Below are 22727 nucleotides of genomic sequence, written 5' to 3'. Positions count from 1 at the left end.
CTCCTCGGCGCTGCTACTTGTTGAGGGCGTCCACGCCGGCCTTGGCGAACTTCTCGTCCAGGTCACCGCTCGGGGCGCCGGCCACGCCGACACCCGCGACCGGGGCGCCGTCGGCCTGGACGGGGGTGCCGCCGCCGAGGAAGAGGGTGCCGGGGATGTCCTTCAGGTTCGGGGTCTGCGCGAGGCGGCCGGCGAGCACCGAGGTCGGGGCGTTCCAGGACACGGCGGTGTAGGCCTTGCGCTGCGCCGACTCGTAGGACTGCGGGCCCGCGCCGTCGCCGCGCAGCGTGACGATGGTGTTGCCGTTGCGGTCGACGACGGCGACGGTCACCTTCTGGTTCTCGCTCTCGGCGGCGTCCAGCGCGGCCTGGGCGGCGCGGGTGGCGGCGTCGATGGTGAGGTGCGTGGAGGTGGTGAAGTTCTTCTTGTCGCCGTCCTTCTTCGCGACGGCGGCGGTGGCGGCGGCCGGAGCGGAAGCCGGGGCGGCGCTGGCGCTGACCGCGCCGAAGGCTCCGGCACCGAGGGCGACGGCGACGGCGGTACCGGTGAGAACGCGGGTGCGGGTCTTCATGTCTGCTGCTCCTGTGAACGTCGGCACGGCGGGCTGTCCTGCCGTTGCTCCAACCCTCTCCCGCCCACCCCCACCACCCCGTCCCCGTACCGGCTCGGAACCCGCCCCCCACCGGTTGATGCAGGCATCAACCGATCGGCTGATGCGGCGACCCCCCACGGGACGCTTACCTGGCCCTTCCCGCAGCCCCTTCCCGCTGCCCGGGGCTATCCAGCCGTCCGGCGTTTGAGGACCGGGGTCTGGGGCGGAGCCCCAGAGGGTCCGGGCAGCGGCCGGGCCCTTCCCTCTCAGCCCGTCCGGCGCTTGAGGACCGGGGTCCGGGCAGCGCCCGGGGAACGGTGGAAGGGCGGGTAGGGGACTTCGCCCGCGCAGCGCCCCCACCCGCACCACCCACCCAACCGGCACCATGGACATACGCACCAGCCCCCCAGGAGCACCCCGTGACCAGCGCGCCCCCACCGAGCCCGGCGGCCCCGCCCCCGGCGGCCCCGGCAGCCCCCGCGCCCCCACCGAGCCCGGTGACCCCCACCCGCCCCACCCCCCAAAAAGACACCCGCGCCCTCGCCACGGTCATGCACACCGCGTTCTTCCTCCTCCTCGGCGCCTCCGTGGCCCGCTTCCTCCTCCGCCACCCCGACGAACCCCGCACCCCGTGGATCATCGCCCTCGGCATCACCCTGGCCCTGCTCTACGTACTCGGCCCCGCCCTCGGCGCCGCCCCCACCCTGCGCCGCCTCCTCTGGCTCGGCGTGGTCGTCACCGTCTGGGTGGTCCTCGTCGTCCTCGCGCCGAGCTTCGCCTGGTGCGCCGTACCGCTCTTCTACACGGCCCTGCGCACCCTCCAGCCCCGCGCGGCCGTCGTCCTCGTGGCGCTGCTCACCGTGTTCGTCGTCGCGGCCCAGCTCCGCCTCGCGCACACCTCCGGCTCGGGCGAGCCCTTCGATCCCAACCTCCTCCTCGCCCCGCCCGCCGTCGCCGCCCTCGCCACCGCCGTCTTCGTCCACATGGAGCGGCAGGCCGCAGCCCAGCGCACCCTGATCGACGACCTGATCCGCACCCGCCGGGAACTGGCCGCCACCGAACGCCGCGCCGGCACCCTCGCCGAACGCCAGCGGCTCTCCATGGAGATCCACGACACCCTGGCCCAGCACCTGTCCAGCCAGCAGATGCTCCTCCAAGCGGCCGACCGCACCTGGGACACCGATCCCGGCACCGCCCGCGCGCACGTCCGTACCGCCACCGACATCACCGCGCGCGGCCTCGCCGAGGCCCGCCGACTGGTGCACGACCTCGCGCCGCCCGAACTCGCCGGCGGCGCCGGCCTCCCGGACGCCCTGCGCGCACTGGACGCGGGCCCCGAGATCGAGGTCCGCTTCCACCTGGAGGGCGCCCCGGCCCCCCTCCCCGACCGCGCGGAGCAGGCGCTGCTGCGCATCGCGCAGGGTGCGCTGGCGAACGTACGGGAGCACTCGGGGGCCCGTACCGCGGCCCTCACGCTGAGCTTCCTGGGCGACCAGGTCGTCCTGGACGTCGCCGACGACGGCCACGGCTTCACCCAGACCCGCTCCACCGCGGGGGAACGCGGCCACGGCCTCCCCGCGATGCGCGCCCGCGTCCGCCAGCTCGGCGGCACCCTGACCATCGAATCCACCGCGGGCGAGGGCACGGTCCTGTCGGCGTCGATCCCCCTGGAGTCCACCCCGTGACCACGAACGAGAACCCGGCCGCCACGACCCCCGACCCCGAGGAGGCGGCCCACAACGAGACCGCCCCCGCCGCCAAGGCGGCGACCACGATCCTCCTCTGCGACGACCACGTCGTCGTCCGCGCCGGCCTGCTGGCCCTCCTCGGCAGCGAGCCGGACATCGAGGTGCTCGGCGAGGCCGGCAGCGGCGAGGAGGCGGTCGCCCTCGCGGCCAAGCTCCGCCCCGACGTCGTCCTGATGGACCTCCAGCTCGGCGAGGGCATCGACGGCGTGGAGGCCACCCGCCGCATCACCGCCGCCCCGAAGCCCCCGCACGTCCTGGTCCTGACCACGTACGACACCGACGCGGACATCACCCGGGCCATCGGCGCGGGCGCCACGGGCTACCTCCTCAAGGCGGAACGCCCCGAGGAGCTGTTCGCCGCGATCCACTCCGCCGCCCAGGGCCGCACCACGCTCTCCGCCCCCGTGGCCAGCCGCGTGATGGCCCACATGCGCGGCGGCAACCGCCCCACCCTGACCGACCGGGAGCTCGACATCCTCGGCCAGCTGGCCCGCGGCCTCGGCAACCGCGACATCGCCCGCGCCCTGTTCATCAGCGAGGCCACGGTCAAGACCCACCTGGGCCGCATCTACGACAAGCTCGGCGTCGACACCCGCGCGGGCGCGGTCTCGGTGGCCAAGGAGCAACGCCTCCTTCCCTGAGCACCGCACGACGGCACGGGGCGGCGCGGGCCCGGCCCGGCACCACCCGGCACGGCCCGGCACCGCCCGGCATCGTCCATCCGTACGAGATCGCGCTCGTACGCCGCGCCGATCCCCCGCGGGCGGCGACACGACAGGCTCGTCAGTGCCCGGACCGCCCCGAGCAGGCCCGGGTGCCACCAGCCGTGTCGAGAGGAACCCGCCATGCCGACCACCGATTTCGCCCCGGAACGCCGCCGCATGCTCACCATGCTGGGCACCGGCGCCGCCGTAGCCGGACTCGGCGCCCTCGCTTCCGCGACACCCGCCACCGCTGCGCACGCCACCGCATCCGCGTCCGAGGAGCTGTCGACCGCCTCCTACGGTTCCGGTTCCGGTGCCGGCTCCGGCCCGGCCGGTTCCGCGGAGGACGAGCTGGCGATCCACCGCCTGCTGGAGACCTACCTCTTCGCCGTCGACACCAAGGACAAGACGGTCTTCCGGACCCTCTTCACCGACGACGCCACCCTCACCGTCATGGCCCACCCCGACGGCACCGCCGGCATCGTCAAGTCCGGCATCGAGGCGGTCGTCGCCAACCTCGACGGCGCGGCGGCCTGGGGCTACTCCACCCACGTCACGGCCAACGCCCACGTCCGCGTCACCGGCCGGTACACCGCGACGGGCGACAGCCACGCCACCGCCCAACTCGTGTACCCGGCCACCGCCACCGCCCCGGAGACCGTCGTCGTACGCGGCATCCGCTACCGCGACGAGTACGTGAAGTCCGCGGGCGTCTGGAAGATCCGCAAGCGCGTCTTCTCCCCGCTCTGGCAGTACAACGGCACCGCGGTCCAGATCGCGTACCCGAACTGACTCCTCCCCCGCCCCCGGGTTCACCCCAGCCCGATGAGCCCCCGGTCGACGGCCGCGCGCACGGCCGCCGTGCGGTTCTCCACCCCGAGCTTCTCGTAGACGTGCACGAGGTGCGTCTTGACCGTCGTCCCGCTGATGAACAGGGCCGATCCGATCTCCCGGTTGGAGCGGCCCGTCGCGATCAGCTCCAGGATCTCGGTCTCCCGTGCCGTCAGCGCCGCACTCGGCGCCCGGTACCGGCTCATCAGCCGCGAGACCACCGAGGGCGACAGCGCCGACTCCCCCGCCGCCACCGTCCGCAGCGCCTGGAACAACAGGTCGGGCGGGGACCCCTTCAGCAGGTACCCCGCCACACCCGCCTCCACGGCCCGTACGACGTACGCATCGGACTCGTAGCCGCTGAGCACGACCACCCGGGGCGGCGCGGGCAGCCGCCCGATCCGCCGCGTGGTCTCCACCCCGCACATGCCCGGGCCCATCCGGATGTCCATCAGCACCAGGTCGGGACCCAGCTCGCGCACCATCCGCAGGGCGGCGCCCCCGTCCGCGGCCTCACCGCACACCTCGAACTCGGGACACCCGCCGAGCAGCGCCCGCAGCCCCGCACGCACAACGGGATGATCGTCCACCAACAGGATCCGCACCGGGGTCACGCCGACCACGCCCCCGGTCTCAAGCCCTGCCCGTCCCCGTGCCCCTGCCCGGGCACAGGCACAGGAACGGGCACAAGTACAGGCACAGGCACAGGTACAGGCACGGGCACGCAGACCGACACCACCGTCCCTCCCCCACCCGGACTGCTCTCCACGGTCGCCGTACCCCCCAGATACGCGATCCGACGCCGCAGCAGCCGCAGCCCGTCCCCACCCGGGCCCGCGGCTGCGTCGCCGTCCCCGTCCCCGTCGCCGTCCCCATCGCCGTCCGGATCGAACCCGACGCCGTCGTCCCACACGTCCAGGGCGAGCACGTACCGCTGATAGGTCAGCGTCACCACGACGACGGAGGCCCGCGCGTGCCGGCGTACGTTGCCCAGGGCGCCCTGGGCCGCCCGCAGCACCGCGGCCTCGACCCTGCCCGGCACCGGCCGGGGTTCCCCCTCCAGCCGGAACCGGGCCCCCTCCGTCCCGGCGCACAGCTCGCGCAGGACATCGGCCAGGGCCGCCCCCCGTTCCAGCTCCACCGGAGCCAGGTCGTGGATGATGCGCCGGACCTCGGCGAGGTTCTCGCGCGCCGCGGCGGCGGCCTGCCGCACCAGCTGCCGGGCCCGGCGCGGCTCACGGGTCCACTCCCGGTCGGCGGCGTCGAGCAGCAGGTGCATGCTGGTCAGCCCCTGTGCCACGGTGTCGTGCAGCTCGGCCGCGAGCCGGTGCCGCTCCCGCAGCACCCCGGCCACCACGGCCTCCCCCTGCCCCCCGGCTCCCCCCACGCCCGTCCCCTCTCGCCACGACCCCCCGGACGCGCCGAGCTTAATCCGGCGAACCCGACACCCCGGGGGAGCATCAGCAACTCTGATCCGCGGGCCCGCACCCCCCGCGGAACCGCCCCACGGCCCCCTTCGCCCCCCTCCGCCCCCCTCGGCCCCCTCCGCTCCCGGACGGGCGGGACACCCCCCACCCCACCCATGACACCATCGGGTACGTGCTCGACATCGGCTACTCCCTCTCCCGGCGCTTCCCCGACCCCCCGCAGACCGACTACCGCTCGGCGGACGTCCACTCGCTGCGCCACGACCTGTTCTGCGGGGACGTCTACCTCGCCGACACCGACGCGGACCGGGAAGTGTCCACAGCCTGGGGATGGGTGCCCGTACTGGACTTCGCCTGGGCGCTGTGCGACATCGTCGAGCAGCTCGACCAGGACCCGCGCGGCAGCCGCGCGGCCAACCGGCAGTACGCCGAGATCGACTTCACCGAGTCCTCGGACCGCATGCTCTTCGAGCGCCGCTTCGGGTGGGTCGACGTCGAGGCCGACTGGATGCCCTCGGAAGAGGCCCCCCTCACCTTCAGCCACCGCCTGCTGCGCCGCGAAGCACGGGACTTCCTCCACGACGTGATCGCGGACCTCGTCGACATGCACGACGGCCTGGCCGACAACCCGGTCATCTGGACCCTCCAGTCCCGCTTCCCCCGCGTCCCGGCGTAAGCCGTCCGACGTGTGAGCACCGGGGCCCGGGGCACAGCCCCAGGCAGGTCCGGGGCACAGCCCGGTTTCCCCCTCAGCCCGTCCGGCGTTCGAGGACCCGGTCAGGGCAGAGCCCTGGGAACGGTGGAAGGGCGGGTAGGGGACAGACAGCCCCGCAGGGCCGCCCGGCCGGCCGGGCGGCCCTGCGGGGCCACCCCAGCCGACCGCCAGGGCCGGCCGCCCCCGAGCGGACTAGGGAACCACCCTCAACCCGAGCTGCGCGGCCATCGCCGGAGCCAGCTCGAACAGCTGCCCCGCACTGATCACCGCCCCGGCCAGCGCGTCCACCCCCCGCGCGATCTCCAGCGCCCGTGCCCCCCGAAGGTCCACGTCCGTCATCCGCGCCCCCGTGAAGTCCACCGCCCGCACCTCGCAGTCACGGAACTCCACCCGTTCCAGCACCGCGCCCCCGAAGTCCGGCTCCACCAGCACGCACCCCTCGAAGACCACGTCCTTGAGCCGCGCCGTCCGCAGGTTCAGGTAATCGATCTTGCCCCCGCGCACGAGCACCCGCTCCAGCACCGCCCCGTGCAACTGCACCCCGCCCAGCCGGGCGTCCAGCAGTTCCACGTCGCGCAGCGAGGCCTCCGACAGGTCCGTCCCCACTCCCCGGACGCCGTCCAGCACCGAGTCCAGGATCCGTACCTTCGCCAGTCCGGTCTCGTCCAGCACGCAGCGCCGTAGCGCGCAGTCCATGAACCGGGCCCCCCGCCCGTCCCCGCCCGTCAGGTCCACCTCGACGAGCTCCAGCCCGTCGTAGTCCCCGTCCGGCTCCAGCCCCAGCTCCGCGTCCTCCCACCGGCCCAGCTCCGGCAGCCGCACCTCGGGCCGCCTCGCCGCCTTCACCGTCCGCTGCTGCGTCTGCTGCGCCTGCTGCGTCCGCTGCTTCTGCTGCTTCTGCTGCGTCTTCCGACCGTCCCGCGCCATTGCCGCCATCCCCCCATCCTGGCCCACCCCTTGACCTCAACCCCACTTGAGGTCCGAGGCTTCACCCATGACGACACCCACCCGGCCCACCCCGCAGACCACACCCACCGCACCCACCCCGCCCCCCATGCGCGCCATCCGCCTCCACGCCTTCGGCCCCGCCGAGAACCTCACCTACGAGTCCGTCCCCCGCCCCGTCCCCGCCCCCGGCCAGGTCCGCATCGCCGTGGCCGCCGCCGGCGTGCACCTCCTCGACACCGCCCTGCGCCGCGGCGTCCAGGGCCCGCCCGCGCCCCTGCCCGAACTGCCGACCGTCCCCGGCCGCGAGGTCGCCGGCACCGTCGACGCGCTCGGCGCCGGCACGGACACCGGATGGCTCGGGAAGACCGTCGTCGTCCACCTCGGATTCACCCCCGGCGGCTACGCCGAGTACGCCGTCGCCGACGCCGCCCGACTGCACCCCGTCCCGCCCGGCCTCGACCCCGCCACCGCCGTCGCCATGATCGGCACCGGCCGCACCACCCTCGGCATCCTCCAGTTCGCCGACCTCGGCCCCGGCTCCGTCGCCCTGGTCCCCGCCGCCGCGGGCGGCATCGGCACCCTGCTGGTCCAGTACGCCAAGCACGCCGGAGCCACCGTCGTCGCCCTCGCCGGCGGCCCCGCCAAAACCGCCCGCGCCGCCGCCAACGGCGCCGACCTCGCCCTCGACTACACCGCCCCGGACTGGGCCGACACCCTGCGCGCCCACCACCCCGACGGCGCCACCGTCCTCTTCGACTCCGTCGGCGGAACCGTCGCCCGCACCGCCCTCGGCCTGCTCCGCGAAGACGCCCTCCACCTCGTCTTCGGCTGGTCCGGCGGCCCCCTCGCCCTCACCGACACCGAGCAGGCCGCCCTGGACGCCCGCGGCATCACCACGCAGCACGTCCTCGGCCCCGCCATGCTCCGCCGCGCCGGCGGCGAAGACCCCCTGCGCCTCCTCGAAACCCGCGCCCTCGCCGAAGCCGCCACCGGCCGCCTGCGCCCCGCCCTCCAGCGCTACCCCCTGGCCGAAGCCGCCGCGGCCCACCACGACCTGGAAACCCGCGCCACCACCGGCAAGGTCGTCCTGGAACCCTGAGCCCCGGCCTGCCCCCCGGGCCTGCCCCCCGGGCCGGCGCCCCGGGCCGGCGCCCCGGCTACTCGCCCCCGAGCTCCGCCAGCGCCCCGTCGGTCAGCCGGTACACCGACCACTCGTCCTGCGGCCGCGCACCCAAGGCCTCGTAGAAGGCGATCGTCGGCTCGTTCCACTTCAGGACCGACCACTCCAGCCGCTCGTACCCGCGCTCCACACAGATCCGCGCCAACTCCCGCAGCAGCGCCTTCCCGTGGCCGCCGCCGCGCACGCCCGGACGGACGTACAGGTCCTCCAGGTAGATCCCGTGCACCCCGCGCCACGTCGAGAAGCTGAGGAACCACAGTGAGAACCCGACCGCCTCGCCCTCCGCCGTCACCGCCAGGTGCGCGAACGCCGCCGGGCGCTCCCCGAAGAGCGCCTCCCGCAACTGCTCCTCGGTGGCGCGCGCCTCGTGCGGCACCTTCTCGTACTCCGCGAGCTCGCGGATCATGGCCTGGATGACGGGTACGTCGCTGACGACGGCGTTACGGATCATGCCTGCACCCTACGAGCCACCGCGCGAGCCCCGCCCCGGCCCACCCCGCCCCAGCAGCGACTCCGCGATCCTCAACTGCACCCCGGCCGGCCGGTCCCCGTCCTCCACGTCCCACAGACAGTTCTGCAGCACCCGCCCCAGCGTCCACGCCCGCGCCCGCTCCCGGTCCGCCCCGACCGCCTCCGCGAGCGACTCGAAGCGCCACCGCACCTCCCGCGCACGGAAGTTGTTGCCCAGCGCCGGCAGCAACTCGAACCCCGGGTCGCCGGCCAGCGGCTTCGGATCGATGGCCAGCCACGGCTCGCGCCCGCCCGCCAGGACGTTGGCGTAGTGCAGGTCCCAGTGCAGCAGCCGGTCCCCCGGCTCCCCGGCCACCTCCGCCAGCGCCGCCGCGCAGTCCGCGACCAGCCCCCGCTCCCGGCCCTCCCCCAGCCGCGCCAGCGCCCCCGGCACCGCCTCCAGCATCGCCGCCGCCACGTCCCCGAGCCGCCGCAGCCCGGCCGGCGCCGGGACCGCCGTCAGCCGGGCCAGCAACCCGCCGAGCACCTCCACCGCACGCCCGGAGTCCCGTACGGCCAGCGCCGACAGCGGCCGGCCCTCGTCCAGGCGCTCCAGCAGCAGCGTGCCGGTCTCCGCGTCGTCCGCCAGCAGCCGTACGCAGCCCTCCCCGGCCCACGCGCGCAACGCGAGCGCCTCGTCCGCGTTCTCCTCGTCCAGCGCCGGCAGCTTCAGCGCCGCCGCCGTCCCGTCGGCCCGCACCACCGGCAGCACCAGGGCCGTCACCCCGTACATCCCGGGCCCGGTCACCCGTAGCTCCCACCGCTCCAGGAAGGAAGCCACCCGCGCGGGCAGCGCGTCGACGAACTCCCGCCCGGCCGCCCCGTTGTCCCGCACCTGCGCCCGCGCGAACGGCGCCGGAACCCCGCCGAACCCGCTCCCACCCGAGCCGTCCGAGCCGTCCGAACCACCCGCCGTCGCACCGTCCATGACCCGACCCTAAGGCGGACCGACCGGTCCCGGGCAGACGGTTTCGGGCATACGGAAGGGGGTGTCACCCGCATGCGGGTGACACCCCCTCGTCGCGCGCCCTACGACATGTTGGAGTCGTCGAACGGGTTGAGCATCACCTTCGAGTCGTGGCAGCTCGCGATCGCGCCGGTGCTGGCCTTGATCTTGCACACCTGGAAGTAGGCGTGGTCGATCCAGCCGGCGTCCAGGTACGTGCGCCACTCGTAACGCGTCTGGCCGGTGGGCACGGTCCGCATCGCCCAGGTCCTGTTGCCGATCTCGCCGCCGGTGACGAGGCGGATGCCGATGCGGTAGCCGTCGGTCGCGCGGTCCTCGGCGATGATCACGATCGGGTCGAGACGGTAGGGGTTGATCCTCCACTGCCAGGCCATGCGCCCGTAGTACGCGTTGGTCGAGATGCTTTCATCGCTGACCAAATTGCCCGCGGCCGCGGGGCTGGCGATGAGCGGAGTGAGGAGCGTGGCCAGAGCCGCGGCAGTGGCGACGAGTCCGGTCTTGAAGCGCAAGGATCCCCCAGGGAAAGCATGTTGGCTGGAAATGCCTACTCTAGCTCGAATCCGATCACGCCTGACCGCGCATCAACTCACCCCGCCCCGAGCCGCCTTCAGCCCTCCAGGGTGAACCCCTGCCGACGCCGGCACGCGGCATCGAACCAAGCCCGCAGCTCTCCGGGCCGGCAGCCGCCTGCGTCGACACCGGGCGCCGGGACGACCGGGGCCGGATGCCCGCACGACCCCGGCGGCCGCACTGGCCACAGCCCCCAGACGGCAGCCGCTCACCGGGCATGCCCGACGACCGCCCCGCCCAACAGCGCCACGGACGCCACCGCCGCGACCAGCCGTCCTGCCCTCACCACCCTCGTCATGCGAACCAGTACCTCTCACACAAAAACCCGACAAAATCCCCGCCCCACCCTAAGAAGGATCCACCCCGCCCACATCAGCCATTCGGCCACCCCTCAGCCCCCGAAACCCGACATCGCGCCCCTGGACACCCCTCCACCACCCCGTGTAGCAACTCCCCCATGACGATCAACGGCGGAATTTCCTTCTGGTACGCGACGGACGAAACCGCCCACGCCCACCCACCCCGCGCCCCTCTCACCGGCAACACCACCGCCGACGTCGTCATCGTCGGCGGCGGCTACACCGGCTTGTGGACCGCGTACTACCTCAAGACCGCCGCCCCCGACCTGCGCGTCACCGTCCTGGAGCAGAAGTTCTGCGGCTACGGGGCCTCCGGCCGCAACGGCGGCTGGCTCTACAACGGCATCGCCGGCCGCGACCGCTACGCCACCCTCCACGGCCGCCCCGCCGCCCAGCGACTCCAGCACGCCATGAACGAGACCGTCACCGAGGTCATCGACACCGCGGCCAAGGAGGGCATCGACGCCGACATCCACCGCGGCGGAGTCCTCGAAGTCGCCCGCACCCCCGCCCAGCTCTCCCGCCTCAAGGCCTTCCACGCCGCCGAACTCGCCTTCGGCGAAACGGACCGCGAGCTCTACGACGCCACCGACACCCGCGCCCGCATCGACGTCGCGGACGCGGTCGGCTCCTCCTGGACCCCGCACGGAGCCCGCATCCACCCCCTGCAGCTGGTCAAGGGCCTGGCCGCCGCCTGCGAACGCCTCGGCGTCGTCATCCACGAGTCCACCCCCGTCACGGAGATCGCCCCGCGCCGCGCCCTGACCCCGTACGGCACGGTCCGCGCCCCGTACGTCCTGCGCTGCACCGAGGGCTTCACCGCGGCCCTCAAGGGCCAGAAGCGCTCCTGGCTCCCGATGAACTCCTCGATGATCGCCACGGCCCCCCTCCCCCCGGAGACGTGGGCCCAGATCGGCTGGTCCGACGCCTCGACCCTCGGCGACATGGCCCACGCCTACATGTACGCCCAGCGCACCGCCGACGACCGCATCGCCATCGGCGGCCGCGGCGTCCCCTACCGCTACGGCTCCCGCACGGACAACGACGGCCGCACGCAGCCCGCCACCATCGCGTCCCTCACGCACCTCCTCGAATCCTTCTTCCCGGCCCTCACGGGAGTCGAGATCACCCACGCCTGGTCGGGCGTCCTGGGCGTCCCCCGCGACTGGTGCGCCACGGTCACCCTGGACGCCGCTTCAGGCCTCGGCTGGGCCGGCGGCTACGTGGGCTCCGGCGTGGCCACGGCCAACCTGGCGGCCCGCACCCTCCGCGACCTGGTCCTGAACGACAAGACGGAACTCACCACCCTCCCCTGGGTCAACCACCGCGTCCGCCGCTGGGAACCGGAACCCTTCCGCTGGCTCGGCGTCCAGGCCCTCTACGCCGCCTACCGCGAGGCAGACCGCCGGGAATCCACCACCCACACCCCCACGACAACCCCCCTGGCCCGCCTGGCAGACCGCATCTCAGGCCGCCACTGAGGCATGCGAAAAGGCCCCGGGCGATCACCCGGGGCCTTCCGCCTCTGCACGAATCCCTTTGATCAGCAAGCCTCTGACCTGGGATGGGGCCCCCTGTCGGATTCGAACCGACGACCTACGCATTACAAGTGCGTTGCTCTGGCCGGGCTGAGCTAAGGGGGCACATATGACACTGCGCAGCGCACAGAATCGCCTTCACTCTACACATCGCCCCGACCCCTCAGCGAAGAACTTTCCGGCGCCCCGGGCCGCCGACGGCGGCCCCCCTCACACCCCCGGATACCCAGCCCGCACCACCCACGGCTCCACCGCCGCCAACGGCAGCCCCGGGTTCAGGGCGTCCACGACCGCCTGGGTGAGCGGGCGCAGCTCCCACACGTGGCGGATCGCTTCGAGGGGGAGGTCCGTCTCGTAGTAGTCCTCGGCGAAGTCGCGGTAGGCCTCCGGGGTGCCCGCCACGAGCAGCTCGAAGAGGTAGTCCGCGCCGTCCGGGTCGGACTTGCCCTCCGGGAACTCCACCTTGCCCGCGCGCCACCGCGCGTCGGCGCTCTCGCGCCAGAAGACGGCGGTGGCGTTGAGCACGCCGTCCACGCAGAACGCCGGCTCGGTCAGGTACGGCCGGAAGGCCTCGGGTATGCCGTCGGTCAGGCCCGGCCACAGCGTGGTCCCGTCGGCGCCCCACGGGCCCATCACCGACTCGTGGTCGAAGCCGTGCCCGAAGACCCCGTCGGCCGTGAACACGATCGCGTAGTCGTCGCCGGAGCCGTTGTCCATCAGTGCCGCTTCCTCGCCCGGGCCCCACTGCGGGTCGTAGGAGAAGTAGCCGTCGTCCTCTTCGCCGCTGATCACCAGTTCCAGCGCCGCCATCGCCCGGCAGCGGTCGCGCAGGGTCTCGATGTCCGGCAGCTCGCGGGTCACGTCGTGGATGGTCATGGTCGTGATCAAAGCAGCCGCCTCTGACAGCCGGCCCCGGCGTGTGGAAACGTCCTGGAATTCGCTCGCGTCCAGGTGCTGACAGGAGCGGCTCGGGCGGGTAGCGTCGGGCCGAGTCCAGTCCACTGGACTAGACCTTCCACTCGGATCGTCCGGCACGTTCCTGCCGGTAGAAGGGATTCATCACCATGGCTTCTGTCACTTTCGACAAGGCGACCCGTCTGTACCCCGGCGGCGACAAGCCCGCCGTCGACCAGCTGGAGCTGGAGATCGCGGACGGCGAGTTCCTCGTCCTCGTCGGCCCCTCCGGCTGCGGCAAGTCCACCTCGCTGCGCATGCTGGCCGGCCTGGAGGACGTCAACGGCGGTGCCATCCGCATCGGTGACCGCGACGTCACGCACCTGCCGCCCAAGGACCGGGACATCGCGATGGTGTTCCAGAACTACGCGCTGTACCCGCACATGTCCGTCGCCGACAACATGGGCTTCGCGCTCAAGATCGCCGGCGAGGACAAGGCCACCATCCGCAGGAAGGTGGAGGACGCGGCGAAGATGCTGGACCTGACCCAGTACCTGGACCGCAAGCCGAAGGCGCTCTCCGGCGGTCAGCGCCAGCGCGTCGCGATGGGCCGCGCGATCGTGCGCAAGCCGCAGGTGTTCCTCATGGACGAGCCGCTGTCGAACCTCGACGCCAAGCTCCGCGTGTCCACCCGTACGCAGATCGCGGCCCTCCAGCGCGACCTCGGCATCACCACCGTCTACGTCACCCACGACCAGGTCGAGGCCATGACGATGGGCGACCGCGTGGCCGTGCTGAAGGACGGTCTGCTGCAGCAGGTCGACACCCCGCGCAACATGTACGACCGCCCGGCGAACCTCTTCGTCGCCGGCTTCATCGGCTCGCCGGCCATGAACCTCGTCGAGGTCCCGATCACCGACGGCGGCGTGAAGTTCGGCGACAGCGTCGTTCCGGTCTCGCGCGAGGCCCTGTCCGCCGCCGCCGACGCGGGCGACCGCACGGTCACCGTGGGCGTGCGTCCCGAGCACTTCGACATCGGCGAGACGGGCGGCCTGGAAATCACCGTGAACGTCGTCGAGGAGCTGGGCGCCGACGGGTACGTCTACGGGTCGACCTCGCACTCCGAGGGCTCGCAGGACATCGTGGTGCGCGTGAACGGCCGCCAGGTGCCCGAGAAGGGCTCCACGCTGCACGTGGTGCCGCGCGGCAACGAGATCCACGTCTTCTCGACGTCTTCGGGTGCCCGCCTCTCCGGCTGACCCGAGCCGTACGCGCACAGCCGCCGAAGGGGCGTCCCGTCAAGGGGCGCCCCTTCGGCGCGAGTTCCGGTCGGAGCACCGGTCGGAGCACCGGTTGGAGATCACGTCCGAGATCGCGTCCGAGTCCGGCAGATCGGGCCATTCGGCCCCCAGCGTCAACCCTTAATTCGAAAAGCCACGTCGAACCATCCCCCGACCGGGTGACTAAATGTCGCCATATCTTCACCGAGCGCTACTCTCGCCCTCGTGACCCACACTGCCCGCCGTATCGGCCGATCCCTCGCCCTGGTCCTGCCCGTCGTCCTGGTCCTGTCCGGGACCCTCGCGGTCACCATGGTCCCCTGGGCGGACAACACCCCCTCCCAGATCCTGACCGCGTCCGCCGAGGACGTCTCCGTTCCCGCGAAGCCCCGCGCCGCCCAGGACGTGCTGCGCGAAAAGCTGTTGAGCGAGATCCAGCAGGGCGAGCAGCCGGGTGACGTCCTCACCCACCTCCAGCAGGAGGTCGACCGGCGGCCGTCCCTCGCCGAGCACTGCGTGGGGATCGCGCGCGCCCTCGGGCGGGCCGCCGTGGAGGCCTACGGGCCCACGAAGGCCCAGTCGTTCGCGCGGCCGGTGTGCGACACGGCGTACGCGTCCGGTGTCGCCTCCATGGGCTGACGGCCGCCGCCGCACGCCTCTCCGCACCCGGACACGACGACAACGACAACGACATGACCGATTCCGAGCGTTCCGACAGCTCCGAGCGTTCCGAGCGTTCCGAGCGTTCCGACCGATCCCACGCGGCCGCGTTCCCGGCTTCCCCGACCCAGGCGGTTGTCCTGGCGGGGGGCCAGGGTTCGCGGCTGCGGCCGTATACGGACGACCGTCCCAAGCCGATGGTGGAGATCCCCGGTACGGGGGTGCCGATCATCGGGCACCAGCTCGCGTGGCTGGCCTCCGAGGGGGTGACGGACGCGGTGGTCTCCTGCGGACACCTCGCCGGGGTGCTCCAGAAGTGGCTGGCCGAGGCGCAGTTGCCGCTGCGGGTGACCACCGTCGTGGAGGACGAGCCGTTGGGCCGGGGCGGCGGTCTGAAGTACGCCGCCCGGCACCTGCCGCATCCCGACCGGTCCTGGTACGCGACCAACGGCGACGTGTGGACCCGTTTCTCGCTGCGCGAGATGGCCGCTTTCCATGCCGAGCGCGGCGCCACGGCCACGCTCGCGCTCGCCCGGCCGCGCATTCCGTGGGGGGTGGTGGAGATCAACGAGTACGGGCACGTACTGGACTTCATCGAGGCGCCGCAGTCCCCGTACCCGGTCAATGCCGGCGTGTACGTCTTCGGGCCCGAATTCGCCGCCCTGCTGCCGGATTTGGGGGACCACGAGCGGACGACGTTCCCGCGCCTGGCCCGTGAGCGGCGGCTCGCGGGCTTCCCGCTGCCCCAGGGGGCCTACTGGCGGGCGATCGACACGGCGAAGGACCTGACCGAGGCGGCGCGGGAGTTGGCCGCGCAGAACGCCACCTAGCGCTTCCGCTGCCTACGGCCCCGCGTACGGTCTGCGGCCCCGCGCATGACGAAGGGCCCGGCACGCTCTCGCCGGGCCCTTCGCCGTGTCGTCGCTCGCGGGCGGCGGTGTCCGTCAGCCGCCGAGCAGTCCGCCCAGCAGGTCGGGCTGCTTCGGCGCGGTGCTGCCCGCCCCTCCTGTGGTGGAGCCGCCGCCGCCGCGGGTTCCCGTGGAGCTGGCCGGGGGCTTCTGCGGGGTGGACTGGCGGGGGGTGCTGCGCGGGGTCTTGGTGCCGCTGGTGGCGCCGCGGGTGGCGCTGGGCGAGCCGGAGCCGGCCTTCGGGGAGCTCGAACCGGCGGCTCCGCGCCCGGTCTTGGCGGCCGGGGAGGAGGGTCCGGCGGAGGGCTTCGCGGCCTGCTTCGGGGAGGTGGGGCGCGCGGGCTGCTGCTGCTTGGAGGTGCTCGGCAGGGGCCGCCCGGGCAGGTAGTTGCTCGGGGCCTCGCCCGGTCCGGGCACGGTGACGACGGTGGTGGAGCGGACGGCGCCGCCGAGGAGCGAGCCGATGAGCAGGGTGAGCCCGCAGATGACGCCGGCCATGACCGCCCCGCGGCGCAGGACCCGGCGGCGCAGCCGCCAGACTTCGGAGCGGGGGCCCAGGGTGCGCCAGGCCTCGCTCGCGAGGCGGCCGTCGAGGGAGTAGACGGGGGCGCCCGCGATGATCAGCGGGCTCCAGGCGGCGAGGTAGATGATGTCGGGGGCGTCGTAAGCGGGGACGGTCTTCCAGCTCACCGTCATCAGCAGCGCGGCGGAGAGCAGTGCGCCGAAGCAGGCGGCGAACCGCTGCCACAGGCCGAAGACCGTGAGCACGCCCACGATGACCTGGAGGAAGGCCACGCTGAGACCGGCGCCGACGGGGTGGGCCAGCGCGAAGTCGCGGAGCGGTTCGGCGAGGGCCCACGGCTGCAGGGTGTGCAGCCAGGTGACCATGGAGCCGCGTTCGCCGCCGTCGAAGTAGACGGGGTCGCACAGTTTGCCCATGCCGGCGTAGATGGAGATGAAGCCGAGGAAGACGCGCAGTGGGAGCAGCACGACGCCGAGGTTCATGCGGCGGCCGGGGTAGTACGAGGCCTGCGCGCGGGCGTCGCCCTGGGCCCGGCGGGAGTCCGCGGATCCGGTGCCCTCGGAGTGGGCCGCGTCGTAGGCCTCGTGGGGGTGGGAGAGGCCTCCCACCACGGGCTGCAGCCGGGTGTCGTCAGCGTCGCCGTACGCGCGCTGGCCGATGACGGTCGGGGTGGCGAGGGTGTCGTCCGCGAGGTCGTGGGCGAGGTCGACGCGCGGGATGGTCTGGGTGGCGCCGCCGTCGTACTCCGCGTGGCCGTCGTGGGCGCGCCCGTGATCGCGTACGGCCTGGAGCAGGCCGCCCATGGCGGCGCTGGCGGCGGCGTCGCCGGGGGCGGACTTGCCGCTCCAGACGACGGGGCGGCGGCGGGCGGCACCGGCTCCGGCGGCCGCGAGGGCTCCGCCGAGTGCCGGGGCGAGCCCCGGGGCTCCGGAGGGCCTGGGACGCGCGCTGGGGCTCGGTGCGAGCCGCACGCGGAAGCTGGCGTGGTTGACGATGACCTGTGCGGGGTCGCACGGCACCTTGACCATGCTCAGCGCGGGCTGGTCGTCGAACCCTGGCGTTCTGGTGTCCACACTCATCTAACCGAGTGATGAGTGTTTAGGACACTGCCTTGACATCAGGGATGTGTCCGAGACCCGTCAAATCAAGCCACCCCGCCCGCAGGGGGCGGGGTGGCACGCTCACGGGTCACGTCCGGTGCGCCAAGTGGATCAAGCGGCGGCCGCGGTGGTGCTCAGGCGGCGGCCGCGTGGTGCTGCCGGTGATGCTCCCGGTGGTGCTCAGACCCGGCCGCGGGTGGCGCGGCGGCGGGCCGCTTCGTAGAGGACGACGCCCGCGGCGACACCGGCGTTGAGCGACTCGGCGCCGCCCGGCATCGGGATGCGCACGAGGTAGTCGCAGTTCTCGCCGACGAGCCGGCCGAGGCCCTTGCCCTCGGAGCCGACGACGATGACGACGGGGCCGGCGAGCGCTTCGAGCTCGTGGACCTCGTGGGTGCCCTCGGCGGCGAGGCCGACGACGGTGATGCCGGCCTTCTTGTACTCCTGGATGGCGCGGGTCAGGTTGGTGACCCGGGAGACCGGGGTACGGGCGGCGGTGCCGGCCGAGGACTTCCAGGCACCGGCGGTCATGCCGGCGGCGCGGCGCTCGGGGATGACCACGCCGTGGCCGCCGAAGGCGGAGACGGAGCGGACGATCGCGCCGAGGTTGCGGGGGTCGGTGACGCCGTCGAGGGCGACGATGAGGGGGTCCTCGCCGTTGTCGTAGGCGGCGGCGGTGAGGTCCTCCGGGTGCGCGTACTCGTAGGGCGGGACCTGGAGGACCAGGCCCTGGTGGTTGAGCCCGTTGGTGAGGCGGTCGAGCTCGGGGCGCGGGGCTTCCATCAGGTTGATGTTGCCGCGCTCGGCCGCGAGCTGGAGGGCCTCGCGGACGCGCTCGTCGTTGTCGATGAACTGCTGTACGTACAGGGTGACGGCCGGTACGCCGTCGCGCAGCGCCTCGAAGACCGGGTTGCGGCCGACGACCATCTCGCTGGTGCCCTTGGGGCCGCCGCGGCGGGGGGCCGGGCGGCGCTTGGCGGCCTGGCGGGCCATGGCGTTGCTGATGCGGTTGGCCTTGTGCTTCTTGCGGTCCTCGGCCTTGGGCGTGGGGCCCTTGCCTTCGAGGCCCTTGCGCCGCTGGCCACCGCTGCCGACCGTCGCGCCCTTCTTGTTGGACGTGCGGCGGTTCCTGCGCTGGCTGTTCCCGGCCATGACCTCTACCTGATTTCGTTGGTGCTGCGATATGTACGTATGAAGAGTGTGCCGCCCGGATCGCCGGGCGGCCCAATCCGAGTCCGCCAGTCGGACTGCTCCGGAAGACCTCTCGGGTCGCGCGCCTAGCGCGGGCCGAGCGTCCACCGGGGTCCGGCGGGGCTGTCCTCGATGACCAGGCCCGACTGCTGGAGCTGGTCGCGGATGGCGTCGGCGGTGGCCCAGTCCTTGCGGGCGCGCGCCGATTCGCGCTGCTCCAGGACCAGGCGCACGAGGGTGTCCACGGCTCCGTGGAGGTCCTCCCCGCGGTCCGTCTCGCCGGCCCAGTGCGGGTCGAGGGGATCGAGTCCGAGGACGCCCAGCATGGCCCGTACCTCCGACAGGCGCGCGATGGCCGCGTCCTTGTCGTCGGCGGCGAGCGCGCTGTTGCCCTGGCGGACGGTGGTGTGGATGATCGCGAGCGCCTGCGGGACGCCCAGGTCGTCGTCCATGGCCTCGGCGAAGGCGGGCGGGACCTCGGCGGCGGGCTCGACGGAGCCGCCGGCCTTCTCGATGACGCGCTGGATGAAGCCCTCGATGCGCGCGAAGCCGGACTCGGCCTCGCGCAGGGACTCCACGCTGTATTCGATCATCGAGCGGTAGTGCGGGGTGCCGAGGTAGTAGCGCAGCACGATCGGGCGCCACACCTTGAGCATCTCGGAGACGAGGACGGAGTTGCCCAGCGACTTGGACATCTTCTCGCCGGACAGGGTGACCCAGGCGTTGTGCATCCAGTACTTCGCGAACTCGTCGCCGTAGGCCTTGGCCTGGACGATCTCGTTCTCGTGGTGCGGGAAGATCAGGTCGAGCCCGCCGCCGTGGATGTCGAAGGCGCTGCCGAGGTACTTGTGCGCCATCGCGGAGCACTCCAGGTGCCAGCCGGGGCGGCCGCGGCCCCACGGGGTCTCCCAGTCGGGCTCGCCCGGCTTGGAGGCCTTCCACATGGCGAAGTCGCGCGGGTCGCGCTTGCCCGTGATGCCCGACTCGTTGGGCTGGCGCAGGTCGTCGATGTCCTGGTTGGAGAGCTCCAGGTAGCCGGGGAAGGAGCGCACGTCGAAGTAGACGCTGCCGTCGGCGACGTAGGCGTGGCCGCGCTCGATGAGCCCGCGCATCATCTCGATCATCTCGGGCACGTGGCCCGTGGCGCGCGGCTCGTAGGTGGGCGGGAGGCATCCGAGCGCGTTGTAGCCGTCGTTGAAGGCGCGCTCGTTCTCGTACCCGATGGACCACCAGGGGCGGCCCTGGGCCTCGCCCTTCGCGATGATCTTGTCGTCGATGTCGGTGACGTTGCGGATGAAGGTGACGTCGAGACCGCGGTAGGTGAACCAGCGGCGCGCGATGTCGAAGTTCAGGTACGAGCGGACGTGCCCGATGTGCGGAGCCGCCTGCACGGTGGCGCCACAGAGGTAGATCGAGACGCAGCCCGGGACGAGCGGGGTGAAGTCACGGATCTGCCGGGCGCTGGTGTCGTACAGGCGAATAGTCACGGCATCCAGGGTAGTGCGCCTGTAGCAGTGCCCCGCGACCCTTTCGGCACGCGGGGCCCGCTTTGTTGTCGAAGAGCCGCGGGGGCGGTGTGGGCGTACGGGGTACTAGGCCCGGTTCGTCCGGTAGACGAGGGCCGTGGCGAGGGCCGCGAGGCCTTCGGCGCGGCCGGTGAGGCCCAGTCCGTCGGTGGTGGTGCCCGACACGGAGACGGGGGCGCCCGCCGCGGCGGCGAGCGCCTTCTGTGCCTCTTCGCGCCGCTTGCCGATCTTCGGGCGTACGCCGATCACCTGGATGGCGATGTTGCCGATCTCGAAGCCCTCGGCACGGACGATCCGGGCGGCTTCCGCCAGAAGGGTGACTCCGGCGGCGCCGGACCACTCGGGGCGGGAGGTGCCGAAGTGCGCGCCGAGGTCTCCGACGCCGGCGGCGGAGAAGAGGGCGTCGCAGGCGGCGTGCGCGGCGACGTCCCCGTCGGAGTGCCCGGCGAGGCCGTCCTCGCCCTCCCAGAGCAGGCCGGCGCACCACAGTTCGCGGCCGGTCTCGAAGGCGTGCACGTCGGTGCCGATGCCGACGAGCGGGATCAGCGGGGCCGCGGGGGCGGAGTCGGCGGAGTCGGCGGAGTCGGCGCGGGGACTAGTAGGCATCGGTGGCCCTCCGGCGGGCGAGTACGGCCTCGGCGAGGACCAGGTCGAGCGGGCGGGTGACCTTGAAGGCCTCTTCGTGGCCGGGGACCACCACGACGGTGACGCCGAGCTGCTCCACCATGCCGGCGTCGTCCGTGGCGCCCTCGCCGTCGAGGGCGATCTTCTCGTGCGCGAGGCGCAGCGTGGCGAGGTCGAACCCCTGCGGGGTCTGTACGGCGCGCAGCCGCGCCCGTACGGGGGTGGCGACGACCGGCTCGGGCTCGCCGGGCCTGCCGGGCTCGACCTCCTTGACGGTGTCGGCCAGCGGCAGCGCGGGGACCACGGCGGGTGCGCCGTCGCGGACGGCCTCGACGACGGAGTCGACGGTGTCCACGGGGACCAGGGGGCGAGCCGCGTCGTGGATGAGGACGGCCGTGAAGTCGGCCGGGATGGCGTCCAGGCCGGCGCGTACGGATTCCTGCCGGGTCTCCCCGCCGGGGACGACCAGGATCTCGGTGCGCTCGGGCAGGGCGTGCTCGTCGATCAGCCGGCGCACCTCGGCGGCGCCGTCGGCCGGGGCCACGACGACGACGAGGGTGATCGCGCGGGAGCGCGCCATAGCGCGGACGGCGTGGATGAGCATGGGGGTGCCGCCGAGGGTCCGCAGGGCCTTGGGGGCGCCGGGACCGAGACGGATCCCGCGGCCGGCGGCCGGGATCACCGCGGCGGTGCGGTGGGGTCGCGATTCGTCAGACATCAGTAGCTCCGAGCCAGGTTTGTGACTTCGGCCGACATGGGTATGGCCTGAAGGGTGCCGGGTGCGACGCCCTCGCCCCTTCCGTGACGACCGGTCGAGTGGCTGCCCGGACCCGGCACGCCAGTGAGTACAGGCTTCAGTGAGTACAGGTATGGGTCCAGACATGCCGCAGCGCCCGGCAACAAGTCTCCTTGTCAGCGGGCACCGCGGCACAACTGTGTACGACAAAGCGCACGAATGATCGCGTCAGGACGCGAGCACTTCGTCGAGGAGGGCCTCGGCCTTGTCCTCGTTGGTGTTCTCGGCGAGCGCGAGCTCGCTCACCAGGATCTGACGCGCCTTCGCGAGCATGCGCTTCTCCCCTGCGGAGAGCCCACGCTCACGCTCACGACGCCACAGGTCACGCACAACTTCGGCGACCTTGATGACATCGCCAGAAGCGAGCTTTTCCAGATTTGCCTTGTAGCGCCGGGACCAGTTCGTCGGCTCTTCTGCGTAAGGTGCGCGGAGCACCTCGAAGACCCGGTCCAGCCCGTCCTGGCCGACTACGTCGCGAACGCCTACGAACTCCGCATTGTCCGCAGGGACGCGAACGGTCAGGTCACCCTGGGCGACCTTGAGCACCAAGTAGGTCTTGTCCACGCCTTTGATCTGGCGAGTTTCGATGGCCTCGATCAGCGCGGCCCCGTGATGGGGATAGACCACGGTGTCGCCAACCTTGAACGTCATGTGACAGGTACCCCTTCCGTGGCTATCCAGGGTAACACGAGAATCGACCGTTATGAATGGCGTTTTCGCAGGTCAGGGCCCATCTCAGGGCTTGACAACAGCGACAGGAACGTGCTGGGAGAGGCCCGCGGAAGAGGGTATTCGCAGGTCGGAGGCGCTGCGCGGACCAGGCGAAACGGCTACGTTACACCTGCCCGGGAGCCCCGACGATGTGGCCTACGTCCCGTTTTGACGGTTTCGGGGGCGGGAAACCGAACTACTCCGTTCGACTGGCGGCCACCCGTACGGGTCCGTTCCGGCCCAATCCCGTAAATTGATCACCGGGCGGTGCTCGATGAAATCCGGAAATTGATCACCGGAGCCGCGCCCGCCTTTGTGAGCGGGCCTTTTGCGAATGAAAGATCACCCGGCCCGGCGGCACGGTGGCGGGAGCGGCGGGTGCGGGGGCGGGAGCCCGCTCAGGGCCCGGTCCCGCGCTGCGGAGG

23 protein-coding genes and 1 tRNA gene are annotated in these 22727 nt (G+C 72.7%); 9 read left to right on the top strand and 15 right to left on the bottom strand.

Annotated elements, in window-relative coordinates:
• Nucleotides 1–13: 13 nt before the first annotated feature.
• On the bottom strand, nt 14–571 hold the full coding sequence (locus ACIQV3_RS29410) for a heme-binding protein (RefSeq protein WP_403717089.1): 558 nt from the start codon (nt 569–571) through the stop codon (nt 14–16).
• 572 nt (nt 572–1143) lie between these two features.
• Between ACIQV3_RS29410 and ACIQV3_RS29405 the strand changes: the two genes are divergently transcribed.
• The 3 genes from ACIQV3_RS29405 (at nt 1144) to ACIQV3_RS29395 (ending at nt 3836) form a co-directional block, all read left to right on the top strand.
• Nucleotides 1144–2277, top strand: coding sequence for a sensor histidine kinase (locus tag ACIQV3_RS29405; RefSeq protein ID WP_403717234.1), 1134 nt, complete (start codon nt 1144–1146; stop codon nt 2275–2277).
• Nucleotides 2278–2366: 89 nt separating this feature from the next.
• Nucleotides 2367–2981, top strand: coding sequence for a response regulator (locus tag ACIQV3_RS29400; RefSeq protein ID WP_389442922.1), 615 nt, complete (start codon nt 2367–2369; stop codon nt 2979–2981).
• A gap of 204 nt (nt 2982–3185) precedes the next feature.
• Nucleotides 3186–3836, top strand: a complete 651-nt coding sequence (locus tag ACIQV3_RS29395; protein ID WP_403717087.1) for a nuclear transport factor 2 family protein — start codon at nt 3186–3188, stop codon at nt 3834–3836.
• Nucleotides 3837–3856: 20 nt separating this feature from the next.
• On the opposite strand, the gene ACIQV3_RS29390 is transcribed toward ACIQV3_RS29395, so the two are convergent.
• Together ACIQV3_RS29390 and ACIQV3_RS29385 are read right to left on the bottom strand one after the other, a co-directional pair.
• A complete protein-coding gene (locus tag ACIQV3_RS29390; protein ID WP_403717231.1) occupies nt 3857–4489 on the bottom strand; it encodes a response regulator in 633 nt (210 codons plus the stop codon).
• Nucleotides 4486–5262, bottom strand: a complete 777-nt coding sequence (locus ACIQV3_RS29385; RefSeq protein ID WP_403717085.1) for a sensor histidine kinase — start codon at nt 5260–5262, stop codon at nt 4486–4488. The genes ACIQV3_RS29390 and ACIQV3_RS29385 overlap by 4 nt, the downstream gene beginning before the upstream one ends.
• Nucleotides 5263–5474: 212 nt before the next feature.
• On the opposite strand from ACIQV3_RS29385, the gene ACIQV3_RS29380 reads away from it, so the two are divergent.
• The gene (locus ACIQV3_RS29380) at nt 5475–5978 is read left to right on the top strand and encodes a hypothetical protein (RefSeq protein ID WP_403717084.1); all 504 of its coding nucleotides are present in this window, start codon (nt 5475–5477) and stop codon (nt 5976–5978) included.
• 231 nt (nt 5979–6209) lie between these two features.
• Here ACIQV3_RS29380 and ACIQV3_RS29375 read toward each other — a convergent pair whose 3' ends face one another.
• Nucleotides 6210–6863 (bottom strand): pentapeptide repeat-containing protein, encoded by a 654-nt coding sequence (locus tag ACIQV3_RS29375; protein WP_403717229.1) that lies wholly within the window; start codon nt 6861–6863, stop codon nt 6210–6212.
• 208 nt (nt 6864–7071) lie between these two features.
• Between ACIQV3_RS29375 and ACIQV3_RS29370 the strand changes: the two genes are divergently transcribed.
• Complete coding sequence (locus ACIQV3_RS29370) at nt 7072–8064, top strand: zinc-binding dehydrogenase (protein ID WP_403717226.1); 993 nt, start codon at nt 7072–7074, stop codon at nt 8062–8064.
• Between the two features lie 58 nt (nt 8065–8122).
• On the opposite strand, the gene ACIQV3_RS29365 is transcribed toward ACIQV3_RS29370, so the two are convergent.
• From ACIQV3_RS29365 to ACIQV3_RS29355, 3 genes are all read right to left on the bottom strand, one after another.
• Nucleotides 8123–8596, bottom strand: coding sequence for a GNAT family N-acetyltransferase (locus tag ACIQV3_RS29365; protein ID WP_403717083.1), 474 nt, complete (start codon nt 8594–8596; stop codon nt 8123–8125).
• A gap of 9 nt (nt 8597–8605) precedes the next feature.
• Nucleotides 8606–9583, bottom strand: coding sequence for an aminoglycoside phosphotransferase family protein (locus ACIQV3_RS29360; RefSeq protein WP_403717081.1), 978 nt, complete (start codon nt 9581–9583; stop codon nt 8606–8608).
• Between the two features lie 101 nt (nt 9584–9684).
• Nucleotides 9685–10131: a hypothetical protein gene (locus ACIQV3_RS29355; RefSeq protein ID WP_403717079.1), complete on the bottom strand. Its 447-nt coding sequence runs from the start codon at nt 10129–10131 to the stop codon at nt 9685–9687.
• A 518-nt stretch (nt 10132–10649) separates the two neighbouring features.
• Between ACIQV3_RS29355 and ACIQV3_RS29350 the strand changes: the two genes are divergently transcribed.
• Nucleotides 10650–12032 (top strand): NAD(P)/FAD-dependent oxidoreductase, encoded by a 1383-nt coding sequence (locus ACIQV3_RS29350; RefSeq protein WP_403717077.1) that lies wholly within the window; start codon nt 10650–10652, stop codon nt 12030–12032.
• Between the two features lie 84 nt (nt 12033–12116).
• Here the strand turns inward: ACIQV3_RS29350 and ACIQV3_RS29345 are convergent.
• Together ACIQV3_RS29345 and ACIQV3_RS29340 are read right to left on the bottom strand one after the other, a co-directional pair.
• Nucleotides 12117–12194: transfer RNA gene (locus ACIQV3_RS29345), tRNA-Thr, on the bottom strand.
• Nucleotides 12195–12299: 105 nt separating this feature from the next.
• Entirely contained in the window at nt 12300–12965 is a 666-nt protein-coding gene (locus tag ACIQV3_RS29340; protein ID WP_403717075.1) for a hypothetical protein, read from the bottom strand.
• Nucleotides 12966–13153: 188 nt separating this feature from the next.
• Between ACIQV3_RS29340 and ACIQV3_RS29335 the strand changes: the two genes are divergently transcribed.
• The 3 genes from ACIQV3_RS29335 (at nt 13154) to ACIQV3_RS29325 (ending at nt 15753) form a co-directional block, all read left to right on the top strand.
• The gene (locus tag ACIQV3_RS29335) at nt 13154–14242 is read left to right on the top strand and encodes an ABC transporter ATP-binding protein (protein WP_385371274.1); all 1089 of its coding nucleotides are present in this window, start codon (nt 13154–13156) and stop codon (nt 14240–14242) included.
• Nucleotides 14243–14488: 246 nt separating this feature from the next.
• Nucleotides 14489–14902, top strand: a complete 414-nt coding sequence (locus ACIQV3_RS29330; RefSeq protein ID WP_403717073.1) for a hypothetical protein — start codon at nt 14489–14491, stop codon at nt 14900–14902.
• Nucleotides 14903–14955: 53 nt separating this feature from the next.
• Complete coding sequence (locus ACIQV3_RS29325) at nt 14956–15753, top strand: NDP-sugar synthase (protein WP_403717071.1); 798 nt, start codon at nt 14956–14958, stop codon at nt 15751–15753.
• Between the two features lie 114 nt (nt 15754–15867).
• Here the strand turns inward: ACIQV3_RS29325 and ACIQV3_RS29320 are convergent, their stop codons facing one another.
• The 6 genes from ACIQV3_RS29320 to ACIQV3_RS29295 all read right to left on the bottom strand — a co-directional run bounded on the left by ACIQV3_RS29320 (nt 15868) and on the right by ACIQV3_RS29295 (nt 22242).
• A complete protein-coding gene (locus ACIQV3_RS29320) occupies nt 15868–17433 on the bottom strand; it encodes a DoxX family membrane protein (RefSeq protein WP_403717069.1) in 1566 nt (521 codons plus the stop codon).
• Between the two features lie 201 nt (nt 17434–17634).
• A complete protein-coding gene (gene rlmB / locus ACIQV3_RS29315) occupies nt 17635–18606 on the bottom strand; it encodes a 23S rRNA (guanosine(2251)-2'-O)-methyltransferase RlmB (RefSeq protein WP_403717067.1) in 972 nt (323 codons plus the stop codon).
• Between the two features lie 125 nt (nt 18607–18731).
• Nucleotides 18732–20132, bottom strand: a complete 1401-nt coding sequence (gene cysS, locus ACIQV3_RS29310; protein WP_403717065.1) for a cysteine--tRNA ligase — start codon at nt 20130–20132, stop codon at nt 18732–18734.
• Between the two features lie 105 nt (nt 20133–20237).
• Nucleotides 20238–20777, bottom strand: a complete 540-nt coding sequence (ispF, locus tag ACIQV3_RS29305) for a 2-C-methyl-D-erythritol 2,4-cyclodiphosphate synthase (protein WP_403717063.1) — start codon at nt 20775–20777, stop codon at nt 20238–20240.
• Nucleotides 20767–21513 (bottom strand): 2-C-methyl-D-erythritol 4-phosphate cytidylyltransferase, encoded by a 747-nt coding sequence (gene ispD / locus ACIQV3_RS29300; protein ID WP_403717061.1) that lies wholly within the window; start codon nt 21511–21513, stop codon nt 20767–20769. Before ispD ends, ispF begins: the two co-directional genes overlap by 11 nt.
• A 246-nt stretch (nt 21514–21759) precedes the next feature.
• Nucleotides 21760–22242, bottom strand: a complete 483-nt coding sequence (locus tag ACIQV3_RS29295) for a CarD family transcriptional regulator (protein ID WP_003953493.1) — start codon at nt 22240–22242, stop codon at nt 21760–21762.
• Nucleotides 22243–22727: the final 485 nt, after the last annotated feature.

Origin of the sequence: Streptomyces sp. NPDC099050 (assembly GCF_044759865.1) — a bacterium.
Lineage (GTDB): Bacteria > Actinomycetota > Actinomycetes > Streptomycetales > Streptomycetaceae > Streptomyces.
The sequence above is the reverse complement of the archived record's forward strand: the minus strand, read 5'-3'. Positions and strand labels throughout refer to the sequence as shown.